Source organism: Thermoanaerobacter ethanolicus JW 200, from assembly GCF_003722315.1.
GTDB classification, from domain to species: Bacteria; Bacillota; Thermoanaerobacteria; order Thermoanaerobacterales; family Thermoanaerobacteraceae; genus Thermoanaerobacter; species Thermoanaerobacter ethanolicus.
Map to the genome: position 1 here is coordinate 2,855,800 of NZ_CP033580.1, position 17,070 is coordinate 2,872,869.

Here is a 17,070-nt window from a genome sequence, read left to right on the forward strand (position 1 = left end):
TTAACTTTTATATTTTCTTCCATACCTTTGAAACCAAAATTGTCATATCGTCCTTTGGAGTATTATTACACAATTCCAAACATTTTTTCATTAACGCATCTGCCATATCCTGAGGATTCCTCGTGTTGATTTCACTAATTAACCTTGAAAATTCTACTTCTTTATCCTTCTCAAAACACTCCAACACTCCATCAGTGACTAAAATCACAAAATCTCCATCTTTTAATTTTCTTTCATGTATATCTGCCTCTATATCTTCCAAAATGCCAATGGGCAAAGAACTGGATTCTATAATCTCAACCTCATTCCCTCTTTTTATAAAGGTAGCACAAGAGCCAATTTTTATAAATTCTGCTTCTCCAGTGAACTTGTCCAGAAACATTATATCCACAGTAGAAAACATTTCTTCTGCAGACCGCAAAGCCAAAATAGAGTTTAATGTTTGAATAACTAAATGTTTATCAAAGCCTGCCTCTATAAATTTCTCCAGCAAAGAAATGGTAGTAGTGCTCTCTGCAGCCGCTTTATATCCAATCCCCATTCCATCGCTTAAAGCTGCCATATATTTTCCATCTTCTAAGTCCATAAAAGAATAAGTATCTCCAGAAATCTTGGCTTTTGACTTACTAACTCTGCTTATACCCGTTAAGACTTGCAAGCTCTCTGCTTTTGTAAGAGTAAGTACACATCTTCCATTGTGGTCTATAGAGCATAACCTACTTTTTCTCTCATATCTTTCCCCCATAATTTCAGATACAATAGGGACAATCTTTTTGTCACATTCCTTAGCAAAACATGCCTTTTTATATATTTTTACGTTAACATTTTCGTCTCCTGTGTCATAAATTAGCACATCTTCCACAGGTATGCCCTTTTTGTCCAATTCCACCATCATTATTTGTTCTAATTCATCTTTAAAAGTGACATTCATGCTAATATCACTAGCCATATTAGATATTGCATCAGCAACTCCTTTTAACTGAGTAGCAATAAGTCCTTTAGCATCTTTTAGCCTTTCTCTCCACTGCATGCTTATTTTGTAAATGCCTAAGTAATATTTAGTTGTACTCATAAGTTCAGAAAATCTTATACATTTTCTATACAGTTTATTGTCCTCAATACTACTATTTTTTTCAAGATGTTCTATCAACTCAAACATGCTTTTATAAGTATTGTAAAACTCCTTGTCCCAACAAGTTTTATACATGACACATTGAGTACAGGTCTTATTGGCAATTTCCTCAAACAAATAAGAAATATCTTTGTGGTCTAATACTTTTTCATTTACTTGTTTAAAACTTTTAGAGAGCTCTTCAAATACTTGAGAATACTCTTTAAGTTTGCCTGTCACTACTTCTTTTAATTTTTCATTGTAATTTCTGTTGTTTAAATTTTTATTACCCTTTACTATTTCCTCCGCCTTTACTATGTACTTCTTAGGAAGTGCTACAAACATTAAAGAAGCTAACACAATATCATAAGGATTTACAAGCATATCCACAGTTGAAGTTACATAAAATGTAATAATAAAAATGGCAGTTAAAAAGCCTATAATAACTCCAATTCTATGCAATTTTTTCAAACTACCGGCCAACAAGCCTGCAAATCCAAAAAGCCCTATGGAGACTGGCATTTGGAAAAAAGATAAGCTTCCAAGAAGCCCCATAGTTGTGCCGATACTTGCTCCTACTCCAGCCCCACCTATATAAGAGGCTAAAAGTATTATAAATATCCCTAATATCCCATTGAGAGTAAATTTCCACACATTCAAATGATTCATTCCTAGAATAAATAGCCCTATAAATATACTCAAAGATATCAACTCTTCATTGGAAACAATTTTTCTGTTTATATTCAAAATAAATGAAACAGCGTGGTTAAAAATAAAAACCATTAACATTGCAGTGACAGACTCATATAGGCTCATCATAATGTCAAAAAGCAAAAAGCCATAAATATAGCTGAATATAAGATCTGCGCTAAAAAGAGAAATAAAAGTAATGAAAGAGGTTTTAATAATATTTTGAGGTTTAATTTTTAGAAGCCCTTCTAATGAAAAGATCAAAACAAGCGCTAAAAGGTATTTAAAACTATTGACATTGGGTAAAGTTAATATTCCCAACCATACTCCTATTCCTGTTAAAAGATATCGCTTTTTATACATTAAAAGAGTTGCAAAAAAAGCAATGCCGAAAGGCAAAAGACTATTGAAAATAACAGCTCGCCCTATAAAAAAGCTTATAACTGACAATAATATAATCTGTTGAATGTTTTTAGAAAGATTTTTTTGAGTATTTTCTGTCAAGGGAGTTTTTATAACTCTTTTATAAGGTAAAATATTTATATTTTGCATAAAAAAACCACCACCTCTTGTTTTTTTCTAAATTATAGCATCATGGTGATGGTTTTATTTGTTAATTTTTGCTATATATGTAATTTTTCTTTCGACATAAAAAATAATGTCGCACCTTTGTGCGACATTTTAGACTGTAGACAAACTTTCGTAAAGGAGATATTTTGCATAAGGAGCGACTTGTTACAAAGCGGTAACAAAACTTAGCAAGACCGAGGGTGGAGGCAGGGCCGAAGCCATGGATGGCGGAGGCGGGTACCTTAAGGCATGGATGCCGATTGTGCCCGGTACCCTGCCGGAACCCGAAGGTCGAGCTTTAGTTTTGTCGTTTTGGAACATCGGAGCGACGATGCAAAATATCTCCTTTGAATATTTTTTAACTTTGTCAACAAACTGTAATGTCGCACCTTTGTGCGACATTTTATTTCTTAACTTAAATGGTGACCCCGACGGGATTCGAACCCGTGTTGCCGCCGTGAAAGGGCGGTGTCTTAACCTCTTGACCACGGGGCCACAAAAGACATTACTTATTTTATCATATTTTCATGTCTTGTCAACGATAAATTTTTCCTTAATAATTGTCATTTTTTGGATATAAAAATATCTGTCCTTTCTGACTTTTTTATTTCTCCTATTAAAGCATATTCGACTTCTAAATACTTTGCAATATCTTCAATGCTTATATTTGCTTCATGATAGCTTCCTCTTTCTTTGTGTCTTTCAGCAACAACTTTCCTCCCATATTCGTTTAATTCGGATATAAGAATACTACCGCCTTTTTTACAGACCCTCACCATCTCATCCAGTACCTTTTTATAATCCCTCATGTGATGCATGGCATTGTATGTAGCCACAACCTCAAAGGTTTCATCTAAAAATGGAAGATTGTGAGCATCTCCCTGAAGTAGCAAAATATTTTCCAAAGTTACACTTTCTTTCAAAAGGTCTTCTGCTCTTTTTAAAGCATCTTTACTCTCATCAATAGACACGACTTGATATCCGTATTCAGCCAAAGCGGCTGCCATTCGTCCCCGTCCTGTACCAATATCAAGAGCTTTTCCACTTCCTCTGCCTAACATTTCCACAGCTTCTTTTACATCTCTCTCCATAGTTTCACCTCAAAAACTTTTTATATTTATTATCTCTCTTTTTGTACTTTAATAAAACGCAAAAACATGCTATACTAATTAAAGTACTAATAAAATCACTCCTCTATAATAAATGCGGTATTTTTATACCGCATCCTTTTTGGACTAATATATGCCCCCGTATGGTATAGGGTTACGTTAAAAGTATATCACATTCTCTATGTAATGTAAATACAGAATTTCAGTGTGTTTCTTCTGAAGAAATAATCGGTTGAGACACTTTTCCAAAATAATTTGTCCCCCATACTCCTATCAATATCATAATAGCTCCTATTATATGATACCAATAAAAAGCTTCACGTCGTATGGTGATCCCCGCTATTACCGAAATTACTGTGGTCAAATTTGCAAAAACTGAAGCTTGAGATGCAGGCAATTTTGAAAGAGCGTAATTGTTTAAAAAATACGCTACAACAGAAGATAAAACACCTAGATATAGCACAGGAATAAGTACTCTGTAATCAGTTAAATCCCTGAAATAGTCAGAAATAGGATAGCCTTTTGCTAATCTATCAATTAAATTTAAAAAATTGAAAGAAATTGCGGCAAACCACATCATGACAAAGGTTATCTCAATAGGTGAAAATTCTAAAGAAGACTTTCTTGCTAAAATACTGTAAAAAGCTGCAGATAAGACTGCTACTAAAAGATATACAAAACCTATAATTGACGTATTACGGCTTTCAACACCTGTCATAAAAATTATAAAAGCAACTCCTGTAACAGACAAAAGAATAAAGAAAAGCTGATACAAAGAAGGCCTTTCCTTTAAAAATACCGCCGCCAAAGCGGTAACAGCAACAGGAATTAAAGCTATCATCAAACCAGAAAGAGAAGAGGATGTATATTTTACACCATATGTTTCAAATATAAAATACACAACAGGCTCTGATAGAGACAATAAAAACAATGGCCACAGATTTTTCCCTCTATAATTAAGTTTAATAATTCCAAATACCCACAAAAGAGTAATCATAAATGCTGCAAGTAAAAAACGATAGGCTATAAGCTCCATAGGAGAAGCTACATCAAGCCCCATAGAGGTAAACATAAAAGAAAATCCAAAAATTGATGCCATTCCTATTCCTGCTAAATAAGGATAATAACTCTTTATCCTCTCCAAATTTAACACCCCCGCACCTTTTTAAAAACACCGATATAATTATATAGCACTTCCCACAAAAAATAAAATCCAGACGAAGGGGACCAGACGAAGGGGACGGTTCTTTTCATCTGAAAAATTCAGACAAGAGGAACCGTCCCCTTCGTCTGAAAAGTTTTTGTCACAAAATTGGTTTTAGATGTGTTATTATTAGTGAAAAGACATAGGGGAGGTGTTCAAAATAGAGGAAAGTTTCAAAGATATCTTTGAAAAATATTATCCAAAAGTTTTAAATCAAATTTCTTGGATGATAAAAGACGAATTCAAAGCGGAAGACATTACTCAAGAAGTTTTTATAAAGTATTTTAAAAATCCTCCCCGTCACAATGAAAATATAGGAGGTTGGTTATCCAAAGTAGCAATAAATCATGCCTTAAATTATATCCGCAGTGAAAAAAACACAAAAACAAGAGAACTGGAAGTTTTTAAAAACACGCAAGAGGAATTTTTTGAAGACCCTGAAGAAATAGCAATTAAAAGGTTTGAAAGAGCTAAAGTGAAAGAAGTCCTCCTAAAAATGAGTAAAAGAGATATGATGTGTCTAATACTTAAACATTCAGGATATAGTTACGAAGAAATAGCAATATCATTGGGAATTAAGAAAACCTCCGTCGGCACAACCATAGCAAGAGCACAAAAAAAGTTTAAAGAATTATATGAAAAGGAGGTGTAAGTATGTGCTACGATGAAGGAACTCTTCAAGCATATCTAGACAGTGAACTGGATGAAATCACTGCAAAAAATGTAGAAGAACATTTAAAAACTTGCGATGTATGTAGAGAAAAACTTGAACAACTAAAATCCATAAATGAATTCACTTCAAAAGCTTTAAAAGCAAGCAATATAGATTTAAATGAAGCTTGGGCTACTCTAAATGAAAAATTGAGCAAAAATAATAATAAAGGAGGAATGTTTGCCATGTTTACAAAGTACAAAAAGTCAATTGCCGCCTTAGTCGTAGTGGCATTTGTAGTTTCCTCAATGCTTTTCCCGCCCCTTAAAAATGCAGAGGCTAAAATTCTAAATTTATTGAGACTTAACAAAATGCAGATTATAACTATTACACCTGATGACATTACACAAATTCAAAATGAGTTCTATAATAGAAACATAAAGAACATTGACTTAAAAGAATATGGTGAAATATTAAGGTCTGGAAGTTATGAAGGATATGAAGTTTCAATAAATGAAATTGACAAACTAAAGTCCGATGTAGATTATAAATTTAAGCTGCCAACTGACGAAAATTTTGAAATTAACCATATATATGTATCAAAGGGTGATGGATTAGAGTTTAAACTTAATGTTGACAAAATAAATGAATTAATTAAAACATTTGGCGGCACACATCTTTTCCCTAAAGAGCTCAACAATAAACCTATTACAATAAATGTTGGCACATCTATAAATATTGATATAAAAGAAAAAAAGGATAATAATGATACAGAAAATATCAAAAAAAGTATTTATCTTACCATAAATAAAACTCCTGAGATTGTAGTACCAGAAGGGGCAAATATAGATAAGGTAATTGATGCCTTGGCTAACCTCCCATTTTTGCCCGACAATTTAAAAAAACAAATTGCAAGTGTAACTGACTGGAAGGAGACATTACCTATACCAATGGATGAATCTACAAATGTTAAAGAAATAAATATAAGAGGAAATACAGCTATTATTCTAACAAATAAATATTCTCCAAATATGGCATCTATAGCATGGAATGAAAACGGAGTAATGTATAGTCTATCAATCTATGGATCCTATGAACCATCTACAGACAAACAAACAATAAATGATGAATTAATAACACAGCAAAATATAAATACATTAATCCAAATCGCAAATTCAATGAGGTGATCAAATGGTTTTAGAAACTCAAAATCTCTCAAAACAATTTAATGGAAAAGGTGGATTTAAAGAAGTCACTCTCTCTGTAGAAAAGGGGCAAGTTTTTGGATTCTTAGGTCCAAATGGTGCTGGAAAAAGCACTTTTGTAAAGACCATGGTGGGGCTTTTACACCCCACCTCTGGTTTTGCTTGGATTTTAGGGAAACCCATAGGTACTGTAGAGTCCAGAGAAAAAGTAGGATTTTTACCTGAAAATTTTAGATACCACGACTGGATGACAGGAAAAGAGCTTTTGAGCTTCCATGCTGAGCTTTATAAAATAAAAAATCCAGGCAAAAAAATTGATGAACTTTTAGAATTGGTAAAATTAAAAGGTCATGAAAGTAAACTTATAAAAAATTACAGCAAAGGAATGCAGCAAAGAATTGGCATTGCAATAGCCCTTTTAAATGACCCCGAAATAGTGTTTTTAGATGAACCTACTTCAGCTCTTGACCCTGTTGGAAGAATTGAAGTAAGAGAAATCATAAAACAATTAAAATCGCAAGGCAAAACTGTTTTTTTAAACAGCCACCTCTTAAGTGAAGTGGAAATGGTATGCGATGAAGTAGCCATAATAAACCATGGCCGAATAATAGCCGAAGGAAAACTGGAAGAGCTATTAAAAGAACACACCCATGTAGAAATGATTGTATCAGACTATACTTCAGAGTTGATTGAAAAAATTTCTCGCTTATCAAAAGAATTTCAATTTAAAGAAGGTAAGCTCTCTTTTAAAGTAGAAGACAGAGAAAAAATACCAGTTATAGCTAAAATGGTAATAGAAGCCGGTGCCAAGTTATATCAATTAAATACTCAAACTTCTTCATTGGAAGACTTATTCATAAACTTAATTGGAAAGGATGAGGTGTCGTGATAACTATAATAAAATATACCTTTAAAGAGATGCTAAAAAAACGGGCTTTTCTATTAGTCTCCCTTTTGTCCCTCCTCTACCTTTCCATATATACTTTTGGCTTAAGTAAAATATTTGAGCGTCCCAACGATTCTATATATGACATCATCTTTCAATCAGAAATTTTGTCTGCCGGTCTATTTTTCGCAAATTTCATAATGGCTTTTCTTGTAGTTTTGACATCAGTAAATGCTATATCAGGAGAAATAGAAAATGGCACCATATACGCCGTTTTATCGAAACCTATAAAAAGATATGAACTGGTGTTGGGAAAATTTATAGGCTTAGGCGCTATGATTGTAATATACAGCTCCATCATGTTTTTGTCTGTAGTAGGTTTAAACATCTTTATGGGGTCTAAAATAACCTTTGAAGCAAGCAATATTTTAAGAGGACTTTTTTTCTTCGACTTAGGACCGATTGTATTTTTAGCCCTTATAATAGCTTCCAGCTCAATTTTTTCGACTGTAAACACAGGCATCATAGCTATTATGGCTTATGGAATTGCCCTCGTCGGAGGTGTTCTTGAACAAATTGGAACAGCAATGCAACAAAGTCAAGTCGGTGCCTTTGGCTTAAAAAGCGGAGAAAGCCTTATAAACGCAGGGATAATTACAAGCCTCATCCTTCCTACAGATGTCATATATAGAAAAATGACTGCAGAGCTTTTGACACAAAGTAGTGGGATAAGTTTTATGACACAAGGACTCTTTGGGGGCATGTCTCAACCCAGTATTTACATGTTCATATACATCTTTTTCTACGTGGTATTTCTCCTCTATTACGGTGCAAAGCGCTTTTCACAAAGAGACTTATAAAGGCGGTCACACACCGCCTTTTAACTTTTTAAACCCTTCCAAACAATACCCAAGACTAAACCATTGACAGTTACTGCATATCTTTTCCATTTTTTCTTCAGTCATTTTCTCTTTAATTCTATTTGTGACTTCCCTATAGCTCAATATCTCCCCTGGCCTTATATCTAAAACTTCTAAAACTGCCCTATCTTTTCCTTTTACACTTCCTGGATACTCTTCCTCTGTACATTCTCCATTTACATTGTTTGGACACATGCTGCAAATGTTATCCACACTATCCACAGCTTTTATCAACATATCATGTTCATTATTCAATTTTCTAATAATTTCATCCATATTTTTAACAAATTTTTCATCATAACCAAGCCCTCTAAAGCCCAACACACACAAAAAGTGATGTCCTCTTATCTCCATTTCAATCTCTCCTCATCCCATGATTACAACAATAATTATACTGCTAATTTGAACTGTAACCTAAGAAAAAAAAGAAATTTACATCCCTCAGTTTATCACAATAATAGTCATAATTTCTTCAATTATAGAAAATAATACATTTAAAGGAGTGATTGTATGACTAAAAAACCAAAAAAACCTCACAAAGTGCCAATAGAAAATCATAAGACTGCTTCCTGGGCAAATATACAAAATGTAAAAGAAGAATCAAATGTGCCTATCCCAAGTAAAAATGAGGTAATAAACGCAAAAGAATGGGTAGAAGAAAACAAAAAATAACAATTCCGGGCATACGCCCGGAATCGTTATTCTGCCAGCTTTCTATATCTTTCGTATCTCTCTTTTGCAGTATCTTCTGCCTTCTGATAAAGTTTTTCCGCAATGTGAGGAAATACGTTTTTAAGTGAGGAATATCGTATCTCCCCCTCAATAAATTCTCTGAAAGATTTTGTCGGCTCTTTAGAATCAAGTACAAATGGATTTTTGCCTTCTTTTTTAAGCTCTGGATTAAATCTATAAAGGTGCCAGTAACCAGACTCCACTGCTTTTTTCTCCTCCATTATACTTGTCCCCATGCCTGACTTTATGCCATGGTTTATACAAGGAGCGTATGCTATTATAAGTGAAGGCCCTTTGTATTTTTCTGCCTCCACAAAAGCCTTTATCGCCTGGTTCATATTTGCTCCCATTGCAACTTGCGCCACATACACGTATCCATAGCTCATAGCCATCAAACCTAAATCTTTCTTGCTTGTCCTCTTACCTGCTGCCGCAAATTTTGCAACTGCCCCTGATGGAGTAGATTTTGAGGATTGCCCTCCTGTATTAGAATACACCTCTGTGTCAAGCACTAGTACATTTACATCTTCTCCTGATGCTATAACATGGTCAAGCCCTCCAAAGCCAATGTCATACGCCCATCCATCTCCCCCTATTATCCACTGAGATTTTTTTACAAGAAAATCTTTTTTGTCAAGTATCTCTTTTATTATCTCATTCTCTGTATACCCGCCTCTATTTATAATATCCAAAATCTTTTTAGAAGCAATTTTAGATTTATCTCCATCCTCCATCCCATCAATCCACTCTTGGAATGCAGCTTTTAATTCTTCGTCAATAGGCATATTTATAGCTTCTTTCATCAAATCTCTAAGCCTTTCCCTTATCTGCTTATTTGCTAAAAACATGCCGTAACCAAATTCGGCATTGTCTTCAAAAAGTGAGTTAGCCCAAGCAGGCCCTTTTCCCTCTTTATTAGTAGTATAAGGAATAGAGGGTGCACTTGCCCCATAAATAGATGAACAGCCTGTGGCATTTGCTATCATCATCCTATCTCCAAAAAGCTGTGTCAAAAGCTTTATGTAAGGAGTCTCACCACAGCCGGGGCATGCGCCACTGAATTCAAACAGAGGCTTTGCAAATTGACTACCTTTTAAAGTTGTCTTATCCACTAAATTATCTTTGACATCAAGAGTTACAGCATACTCCCAATTTCTCGCTTCTTTTTCTATTTGTTCTTCAGCGGGTTTCATTATAAGAGCTTTTGTAGGTGCTGGACAAACATCTGCACAATTGCCGCATCCTGTACAGTCTAAAGGACTTACCTGTATTCTATACCAAAGCCCTTCTAATCCTCTTCCTATTGCTTTTTTCAGTTTAAAAGTTGGAGGCGCTTTTTTCATTTCTTCCTCCGTTAACAAAAATGGCCGTATTACTGCATGGGGGCAAACATAAGAGCACTGGTTACACTGTATACAGTTGTCTATTTGCCATTCGGGTATCAATACTGCAATTCCTCTCTTTTCATAGGCAGTCGTGCCAGTAGGAAATGTGCCATCTTCCATGCCGACAAAAGCACTTACAGGAAGGAGGTCTCCTTCATTTCTTTCCATAGGTCTTTGTATATTTTTAACAAAATCAGGCTCTGGCTTTACAATTTTTTGCCCTTCTTTTGCGTTTTTCCACTCCTCAGGCACTTCTACTTTTACAAGAGCTTCTACGCTTCTGTCAACAGCCTTTAAGTTCATATCCACTATATCCTGACCCTTTTTGCCATAGGCCTTCTGTATAGAATCTTTTAAATACTCAACTGCTTCTTCAAAAGGTATTATATTTATAAGTTTAAAAAACACTGTCTGCATTATCATGTTTATTCTGCCACCCAAACCTGCTTCTTGGGCAATTGATATGGCATCTATTGTATAAAAATTGATATTGTTTTTAGCTATATATCTTTTCATTGAAGCAGGTAACTTCTCCTCCAGCTCCTCTTTACTCCAAGGACAATTTAATACAAAAGTCCCACCATGTTTAAGTCCTTTTAAAACATCATAATTGTAAATAAAAGACTTATTGTGACAGGCAATATAATCAGCATGATTTACCAAATAAGAAGATTTAATCGGCTTTTTACCAAACCTCAAATGTGAAATAGTGGTGCCTCCTGATTTTTTGCTGTCATACTGAAAATATGCCTGCACATACAAGTCTGTGTTGTCCCCAATTATTTTAATAGCCGATTTATTCGCCCCAACCGTTCCATCAGAGCCTAATCCCCAAAACTTGCAGCTTACAGTGCCTTCAGGAGTAGTCTCTACAAATTCACCTTCTTCTAATGATGTGTAAGTCACATCGTCTAAAATTCCTATGGTAAAACGGTCTTTGGGGGAGTCCTTTTTTAAATTGTCATAGACTGCAATAATCTGAGAAGGAGTTGTATCTTTTGAGCCCAGACCATATCTACCTCCTACTATGCCGGGCTTTTTATCTTTGTTATAAAATAATTTAGCCACATCAAGGTACAAAGGCTCTCCTATTGAACCCGGCTCTTTTGTCCTGTCTAATACGGCAATCTTTTTAACTGTATCAGGTAAAACCTCAAAAAAGTGTTTTTCAGAAAATGGCCTGTAGAGATGTACTTTAATTAAACCCACTTTTTCTCCTTTTTTTGTTAAATAATCAATCGTCTCTTCTATCGTGTCACAAACAGAACCCATAGCTACAATTATATACTCTGCGTCCTTTGAACCGTAATAGTCAAAAAGGTGATATTCTCTTCCAGTCAGCTCTTTGTACCTCTTCATGTAATCTTCTACTATGTCAGGAACCTTTTCATAAAATTTATTAGCAGCTTCTCTTCCTTGAAAATAAATATCAGGATTTTGTGCAGTACCTCTTACAACAGGATGTTCAGGATTTAACGCTCTGTCCCTAAACTCTTTTGCTGCCCTTAAATCTAAAAGTTTCGCAATTTCCTCATATTCCACCACTTCTATTTTTTGCATCTCGTGAGAAGTCCTAAAGCCATCAAAAAAATGCAAAAATGGTACCCTAGATTTTATAGCAGAAAGATGGGCTATAAATGCCATATCCATGGCTTCCTGTACATTGGCAGAACAAAGAAGTGCAAAACCTGTTTGTCTTACTGCCATTACATCCTGATGGTCGCCAAATATAGAAAGTGCATGAGTAGAAATAGCGCGGGCACTTACATGAAACACCCCTGGCAAAAGCTCTCCTGCAATTTTATACATGTTTGGTATCATTAAAAGAAGCCCCTGTGATGCGGTATATGTGGTTGTCAAAGCGCCTGCAGTTAAAGAACCATGGACAGCACCTGCAGCACCTGCTTCTGACTGCATTTCAACAACCTTCACGGGTTGACCAAATATATTCTTCTTGCCATGGGCAGCCCATTCATCAACATTTTCAGCCATTGGAGAAGAAGGCGTAATAGGGTAAATTGCTGCAACCTCCGTAAAAGCATAAGAGGCATAAGCAGCTGCTGTATTTCCGTCCATTGTAGCCATTTTTCGCATAAAATAATCCTCCTTAACCCTTAACATGGTTTTTCTATCCAGATATATTATTTCATTAATAAAGAATAATCATACATTTAGGCATTGAAGACAATTTTAAACTTGAATTCGGCAAGTAGCAAGCAAATTAAAAATTCAATTTCCATGAATGTAAAAAACGGTGTTTTGTTATAAGTTTTGCACTTTGATAACTGAATATTTACATTGAAAAAATAAAAGCTATATCGTTTTTTACGGTTAATTTACTCTTTTAAGGTACAGCAAAGCTAACCGTCTACTTGATATGGCGGTTTCTATCATTTGGTATATTTTTTGGTATATTCTATGTGTTTACTATGTTAAGCAAAATACCATTAGCGCTTTTCGTATATACGTTATCACAGTCTTAAGAAACGGATTATTAGGGTAACGTATATGCCTATAACGTCCTTTCCCAACAAGATTACCAGGTACATTATATAATATCCGCCTTATTGTGGTTATCTCATGATGCCTCATAAACTCTGGCAAGATAGTCCTTTTGAACCAATTATGGAGATTGTAAGCGATCATTTTGATAAGCAAAAATATTTCGTTGCAAAATTTGTTTCTTTGACTGTTTTGATCAAAAGCAAATCCTTCTTTTAGTTCATCTATTTTGTTTTCAATGTCGCAGCGTTGGTTGTATTCATGAAATATCTCTTCAGGTGTCATGTACTCAATATTTGTTACTATAGCTTGATATTCATATTTGAATTCGTCTATATCCATACAAATCTGCCCTGTTTTGGGCTGTGGCAGTTTTTTGCGTATAATCACAATTCTGCGTACTTTATCCCATTTAGGCATTTTTGCATATATTTCATTTACACTAAAGGTCTTATCTATTTCAGTCCAAGGATAAAGGTGTTCTCTTTGATTGACATAGTCTATAAAGCATCTGATCCATGCCTGATTTTTAGCTTTCATTACATATTCATAACCTTTAGATTCAAAATACAGTATATTATCGTAATCAAATGCTCCACGGTCAACGCGTACTCGCTTAATTATCCAATTTTCAGGAAGCTGTTCTTCGCAAGATTTTACAAAATCTAAGAAACCATGATTTGTGTGATGTTTACCTTCTTCAAGAGTAACATTAACAAGTTCATCAGTATTAGCAATAATGCCGATTTTCTCTTTGAAAGATGGTCGACCATGGTACCTTGGATTATAACCTACTGAAGCACCTTCCTGCTCTCCAAATATAGTACAAACTGTATCATCAAAATTCATAATGACTTCACGTTTCGTTCCTTTAGATTGCAAGGAAAGCAAAGTCTTGTTAATAAGTCTTAATTCTTCAAGAGAACTTTCAGGCATGGCTTTAATTAAGTCTCTGCATACTTTTTCGCTGGGAACTTTATGTCCTTTAATTTCTGTGTATGCATTATCATATCTTAGTTGGTCCATGTGAAGAAAGCGAGTATTCCCTTGAATTACAGAATCAATCATAAAGTCAATAACCTCGGCTGGTTGAAAAACAGCATTTGGTGCTTTTTTAAAGGATAATATGCTTGAAAGAATTTTATTAAAGCCGATTTTTTCTTTAAATGCTTGGATATAGGTGAAAGTTACATTGTTTGATACTGTAAAATTGTCAAAAGTTGCTGGCAAAATATATTTTGAAAACCCCTTTTCTTTTGTAAGATTAAGTGTTAAACTCATATTATGGAGATTCTCCTTTCTGTTAGTGTTTTTGTTTGTCACTTAAATTTTATCAGAAAAAGGGGAATCTCCATATATTTTTTGCAAAAAATTTTTCACTTAATTTAGCCCTCAAATAGCTCTATTTGGGCATTTCGTAAATTCACTTGCCGAATCCAAGTTAAATATTTGTCTTCAGAGTTTTAATGATAGAACAGGTTTCTTTTTGCCTTTATAAAAAAATATAGTCCATTAAAATTTTTTTGTAATGCAAGAAGGAATTTGTACAAATATATAGAATATATTATGTAGTAAGATGAGTGTACAAGTAAAGGAGATGTCCATTATGGAAGGATATATGACCGCTGTTGTTAAACAACATCCCAAAGAAGGTGCAGATATAATAAAAAGAGAAATACCAAAAATAGGACCTGATGAGGTACTAATAAAAGTCAAAGCCACATCTATTTGCGGCACAGACGTTCACATTTACGTTTGGAATGAATGGGCAAAAAGCCGGATAAAACCGCCTAAGATAATGGGACATGAATTTGTAGGAGAAGTTGTAGAAATAGGAGAAAATGTAACATCTGTAAATGTTGGAGATTTAGTAAGTGCGGAGACTCACATAGTATGCGGAAAATGCAAAGCTTGCAGAACTGGAAATGCTCACATATGTGAAAATACGCTTATACTTGGTGTTGACACAGACGGTGCTTTTGCAGAATACATTAAAGTCCCTGAAAGCAATGTATGGCTAAACGATAAAGACATACCTTTAGAACTTCTCTCCATACAAGAACCCCTTGGAAACGCCGTTCACACAGTATTTTCTGGAGAGATAGTAGGAAAAACTGTCGCTGTAGTAGGTTGCGGTCCTATAGGTATGATGGCAATACCACTTCTTAAAACAACTGGTGCTTCAGCTATATTTGCAATAGAACCTGTCGAATACAGAATGGAACTTGCTCATAAATTAGGTGCAACACGAGTTATAAACCCACTTGAAGAAGACGTTGTCAATATAATAAAAAGTGAAACAGAAGGCTACGGTGCAGATGTAGTATTGGACTTCTCTGGAAGCCCCACTGCAATAAGACAAGGCCTTAAATATATCGCAAAGGGCGGAAGGATGTCTATTTTGGGTCTTCCTGACAATGAAGTTCCTATAGACATAACAAATGACCTCGTTTTTAAAGGCATAACAATAAACGGCATCACAGGAAGGCGAATGTACGATACCTGGTACAAAGTAAAGGGTTTATTGCGCTCTGGCCTTAAAGAAGCATTAAAACCAATAATTACTCATACCTTCCCTCTTTCTGAATATGAAAAGGGCATGGAACTAATGATAAAAGGCCAATGTGGCAAAGTTGTATTATATCCATAAACAAAAGGAGGTAAAAAAGATGCCACTTACAAGATTAAATGAAATTTTACAAAAAGAACTCGATGAGTTAAAGACTGAAGGTCGTGCTAAAGGAAAAGAACTTATCATAGTCGATGTAAAAAAACCAGAGGGTGAAAAAGGTCCACGTTTCTTTTTAAAAGGCTTTGGAGACAAAGAATTTATAAGGATGAACTCTAACTCTTACCTCGGAATGCAATTTAATGAGGAAGTAATAAAAGTAGAAGAGGAGACTGCAAGAAAGTTTGGCATTGGACCTGGAGCAGTGAGGTTTATAAGCGGAACCTATATAACACATAGAGACCTTGAGAAAAAGCTTGCTCAATTCCACGGCAGAGAAGATGCAATGATTTTTAGCTCCGCCTATATGACTGTAGTAGGTATCATCTCCTCTTTAGTGACTCCTGAAACAGTAATAATAAGTGATGAACTAAACCACAACTGTATTATAAACGCTATAAGACTTTCAAGACCCAAAGAAAGATATATTTATAAACACCTAGACTATAAAGATTTAGAAAATGGAATAAAGAGTTTTATTGGTAAAGCTAAACGCGCCATTGTAGTCACTGACGGTGTATTCAGTATGAGAGGAGATTACGCAGATTTAAAGAAAATTCAGGAGATTGCAGACAGATATGACAAAGATTTTGAAGAAAACATAATAACTATAGTTGACGATTCTCACGGTGTTGGCGCTTTTGGCCCAACTGGAAGAGGCACAGAAGAAATAACAGGTGGAAAAGCTGACCTTCTCATCGGTACTATGGGAAAGGCATATGGTGTAAATGGAGGTTATGTAGTATCAAACGAGGTTATAACAACTTACTTGCGAGAAAAAACTATAACTTATATTTACTCAAATCCAGTAACACCATCAGAAGCTGCTTGTGTTTTAAAAGTACTTGAAATACTCGACAGTGAAGAAGGTCAAAAAAGACTTTCACATCTCAAAGAATTAGCAAAACTTTTTAGAGAAGGAATTGTAAAATTAGGATATGAAACTGTAGTAAGCGAGCATCCAATAGTACCACTTTTAGTGAGAGATGCAACAAAAACAATAGATTTAGTAAATTACCTCATAGATAACGGTATTCTCGCTACAGCTATAAACTATCCAGTGGTACCAAGAGGTAGTGAAAGTATCCGGTTTCAAATTAACGCTGACCACACAACTTTTGATATAAATTATGTACTGAATGTATTGGAACGTCACAGAAAAGAAAGGTGGAGCTAAAATAGTTAAATTTTATCTTCTCTTTGCTTTTTAAAAGGTTATAAATTGCAATATTAAATGCAACACCTAATGAAAATCATGTAGATATAGGATTTGGAACAAATCATATATAACCTTAAGCCCATCTTAGTTAACAAATTGAGCGAAGGTCGTGATTTGTCAATGGTTAAAGTCAGGCGAAGCCTGCCCCTTGACAAAT

13 protein-coding genes and 1 tRNA gene are annotated in these 17,070 nt (G+C 34.8%); 7 read left to right on the forward strand and 7 right to left on the reverse strand.

The genetic code is table 11. The annotated features are described in order from the left end of the window. Nucleotides 1–7: 7 nt before the first annotated feature. The 4 genes from spoIIE to EB239_RS14290 form a co-directional block, all read right to left on the reverse strand. Nucleotides 8–2,353, reverse strand: coding sequence for a stage II sporulation protein E (spoIIE, locus tag EB239_RS14275; protein ID WP_003870722.1), 2,346 nt, complete (start codon nucleotides 2,351–2,353; stop codon nucleotides 8–10). Nucleotides 2,354–2,791: 438 nt separating this feature from the next. Next, nucleotides 2,792–2,866: transfer RNA gene (locus EB239_RS14280), tRNA-Glu, on the reverse strand. A 68-nt stretch (nucleotides 2,867–2,934) separates the two neighbouring features. Beyond that, entirely contained in the window at nucleotides 2,935–3,462 is a 528-nt protein-coding gene (locus EB239_RS14285) for a class I SAM-dependent methyltransferase (protein WP_003870723.1), read from the reverse strand. A gap of 220 nt (nucleotides 3,463–3,682) precedes the next feature. Beyond that, a complete protein-coding gene (locus EB239_RS14290; protein ID WP_003870724.1) occupies nucleotides 3,683–4,624 on the reverse strand; it encodes a DMT family transporter in 942 nt (313 codons plus the stop codon). Nucleotides 4,625–4,835: 211 nt separating this feature from the next. Between EB239_RS14290 and EB239_RS14295 the strand changes: the two genes are divergently transcribed. The 4 genes from EB239_RS14295 to EB239_RS14310 are packed head-to-tail and all read left to right on the forward strand — an operon-like array spanning nucleotide 4,836 to nucleotide 8,287. Beyond that, nucleotides 4,836–5,336 carry an RNA polymerase sigma factor SigX gene (locus EB239_RS14295; protein WP_003870725.1) on the forward strand — a complete coding sequence of 167 codons (501 nt, stop codon included), beginning with the start codon at nucleotides 4,836–4,838 and terminating at the stop codon, nucleotides 5,334–5,336. Nucleotides 5,337–5,338: 2 nt separating this feature from the next. Continuing rightward, nucleotides 5,339–6,523: a DUF2275 domain-containing protein gene (locus EB239_RS14300; protein ID WP_003870726.1), complete on the forward strand. Its 1,185-nt coding sequence runs from the start codon at nucleotides 5,339–5,341 to the stop codon at nucleotides 6,521–6,523. 4 nt (nucleotides 6,524–6,527) lie between these two features. Continuing rightward, a complete protein-coding gene (locus EB239_RS14305) occupies nucleotides 6,528–7,430 on the forward strand; it encodes an ABC transporter ATP-binding protein (RefSeq protein WP_003870727.1) in 903 nt (300 codons plus the stop codon). Then, a complete protein-coding gene (locus tag EB239_RS14310) occupies nucleotides 7,427–8,287 on the forward strand; it encodes an ABC transporter permease (RefSeq protein ID WP_003870728.1) in 861 nt (286 codons plus the stop codon). Before EB239_RS14305 ends, EB239_RS14310 begins: the two co-directional genes overlap by 4 nt. Nucleotides 8,288–8,293: 6 nt before the next feature. Here EB239_RS14310 and EB239_RS14315 read toward each other — a convergent pair whose 3' ends face one another. Next, nucleotides 8,294–8,701 carry a DUF1284 domain-containing protein gene (locus EB239_RS14315; RefSeq protein WP_003870729.1) on the reverse strand — a complete coding sequence of 136 codons (408 nt, stop codon included), beginning with the start codon at nucleotides 8,699–8,701 and terminating at the stop codon, nucleotides 8,294–8,296. Between the two features lie 156 nt (nucleotides 8,702–8,857). On the opposite strand from EB239_RS14315, the gene EB239_RS14320 reads away from it, so the two are divergent. Next, on the forward strand, nucleotides 8,858–9,019 hold the full coding sequence (locus EB239_RS14320; protein ID WP_003870730.1) for a CDIF630_02480 family spore surface protein: 162 nt from the start codon (nucleotides 8,858–8,860) through the stop codon (nucleotides 9,017–9,019). 26 nt (nucleotides 9,020–9,045) lie between these two features. On the opposite strand, the gene nifJ is transcribed toward EB239_RS14320, so the two are convergent. Both nifJ and EB239_RS14330 read right to left on the reverse strand, forming a co-directional pair. Beyond that, nucleotides 9,046–12,558 (reverse strand): pyruvate:ferredoxin (flavodoxin) oxidoreductase, encoded by a 3,513-nt coding sequence (gene nifJ, locus EB239_RS14325; RefSeq protein ID WP_003870731.1) that lies wholly within the window; start codon nucleotides 12,556–12,558, stop codon nucleotides 9,046–9,048. Between the two features lie 333 nt (nucleotides 12,559–12,891). Then, the gene (locus tag EB239_RS14330; RefSeq protein ID WP_129545114.1) at nucleotides 12,892–14,247 is read right to left on the reverse strand and encodes an IS1380-like element ISTps2 family transposase; all 1,356 of its coding nucleotides are present in this window, start codon (nucleotides 14,245–14,247) and stop codon (nucleotides 12,892–12,894) included. Between the two features lie 325 nt (nucleotides 14,248–14,572). On the opposite strand from EB239_RS14330, the gene tdh reads away from it, so the two are divergent. Next, a complete protein-coding gene (tdh, locus tag EB239_RS14335) occupies nucleotides 14,573–15,616 on the forward strand; it encodes an L-threonine 3-dehydrogenase (protein ID WP_003871484.1) in 1,044 nt (347 codons plus the stop codon). Between the two features lie 19 nt (nucleotides 15,617–15,635). Continuing rightward, entirely contained in the window at nucleotides 15,636–16,871 is a 1,236-nt protein-coding gene (locus tag EB239_RS14340) for an aminotransferase class I/II-fold pyridoxal phosphate-dependent enzyme (RefSeq protein ID WP_003871485.1), read from the forward strand. Nucleotides 16,872–17,070: the final 199 nt, after the last annotated feature.

What these genes read in the sequence shown, in the direction of transcription:
- spoIIE (WP_003870722.1), bottom strand. Translation starts at nt 2,353, where the DNA reads ATGCAAAATATAAATATTTTACCTTATAAAAGAGTTATAAAAACTCCC.
- EB239_RS14285 (WP_003870723.1), bottom strand. Translation starts at nt 3,462, where the DNA reads ATGGAGAGAGATGTAAAAGAAGCTGTGGAAATGTTAGGCAGAGGAAGT.
- EB239_RS14300 (WP_003870726.1), top strand. Translation starts at nt 5,339, where the DNA reads ATGTGCTACGATGAAGGAACTCTTCAAGCATATCTAGACAGTGAACTG.
- EB239_RS14305 (WP_003870727.1), top strand. Translation starts at nt 6,528, where the DNA reads ATGGTTTTAGAAACTCAAAATCTCTCAAAACAATTTAATGGAAAAGGT.
- EB239_RS14315 (WP_003870729.1), bottom strand. Translation starts at nt 8,701, where the DNA reads ATGGAGATAAGAGGACATCACTTTTTGTGTGTGTTGGGCTTTAGAGGG.
- EB239_RS14320 (WP_003870730.1), top strand. Translation starts at nt 8,858, where the DNA reads ATGACTAAAAAACCAAAAAAACCTCACAAAGTGCCAATAGAAAATCAT.
- nifJ (WP_003870731.1), bottom strand. Translation starts at nt 12,558, where the DNA reads ATGCGAAAAATGGCTACAATGGACGGAAATACAGCAGCTGCTTATGCC.
- EB239_RS14330 (WP_129545114.1), bottom strand. Translation starts at nt 14,247, where the DNA reads ATGAGTTTAACACTTAATCTTACAAAAGAAAAGGGGTTTTCAAAATAT.
- tdh (WP_003871484.1), top strand. Translation starts at nt 14,573, where the DNA reads ATGGAAGGATATATGACCGCTGTTGTTAAACAACATCCCAAAGAAGGT.
- EB239_RS14340 (WP_003871485.1), top strand. Translation starts at nt 15,636, where the DNA reads ATGCCACTTACAAGATTAAATGAAATTTTACAAAAAGAACTCGATGAG.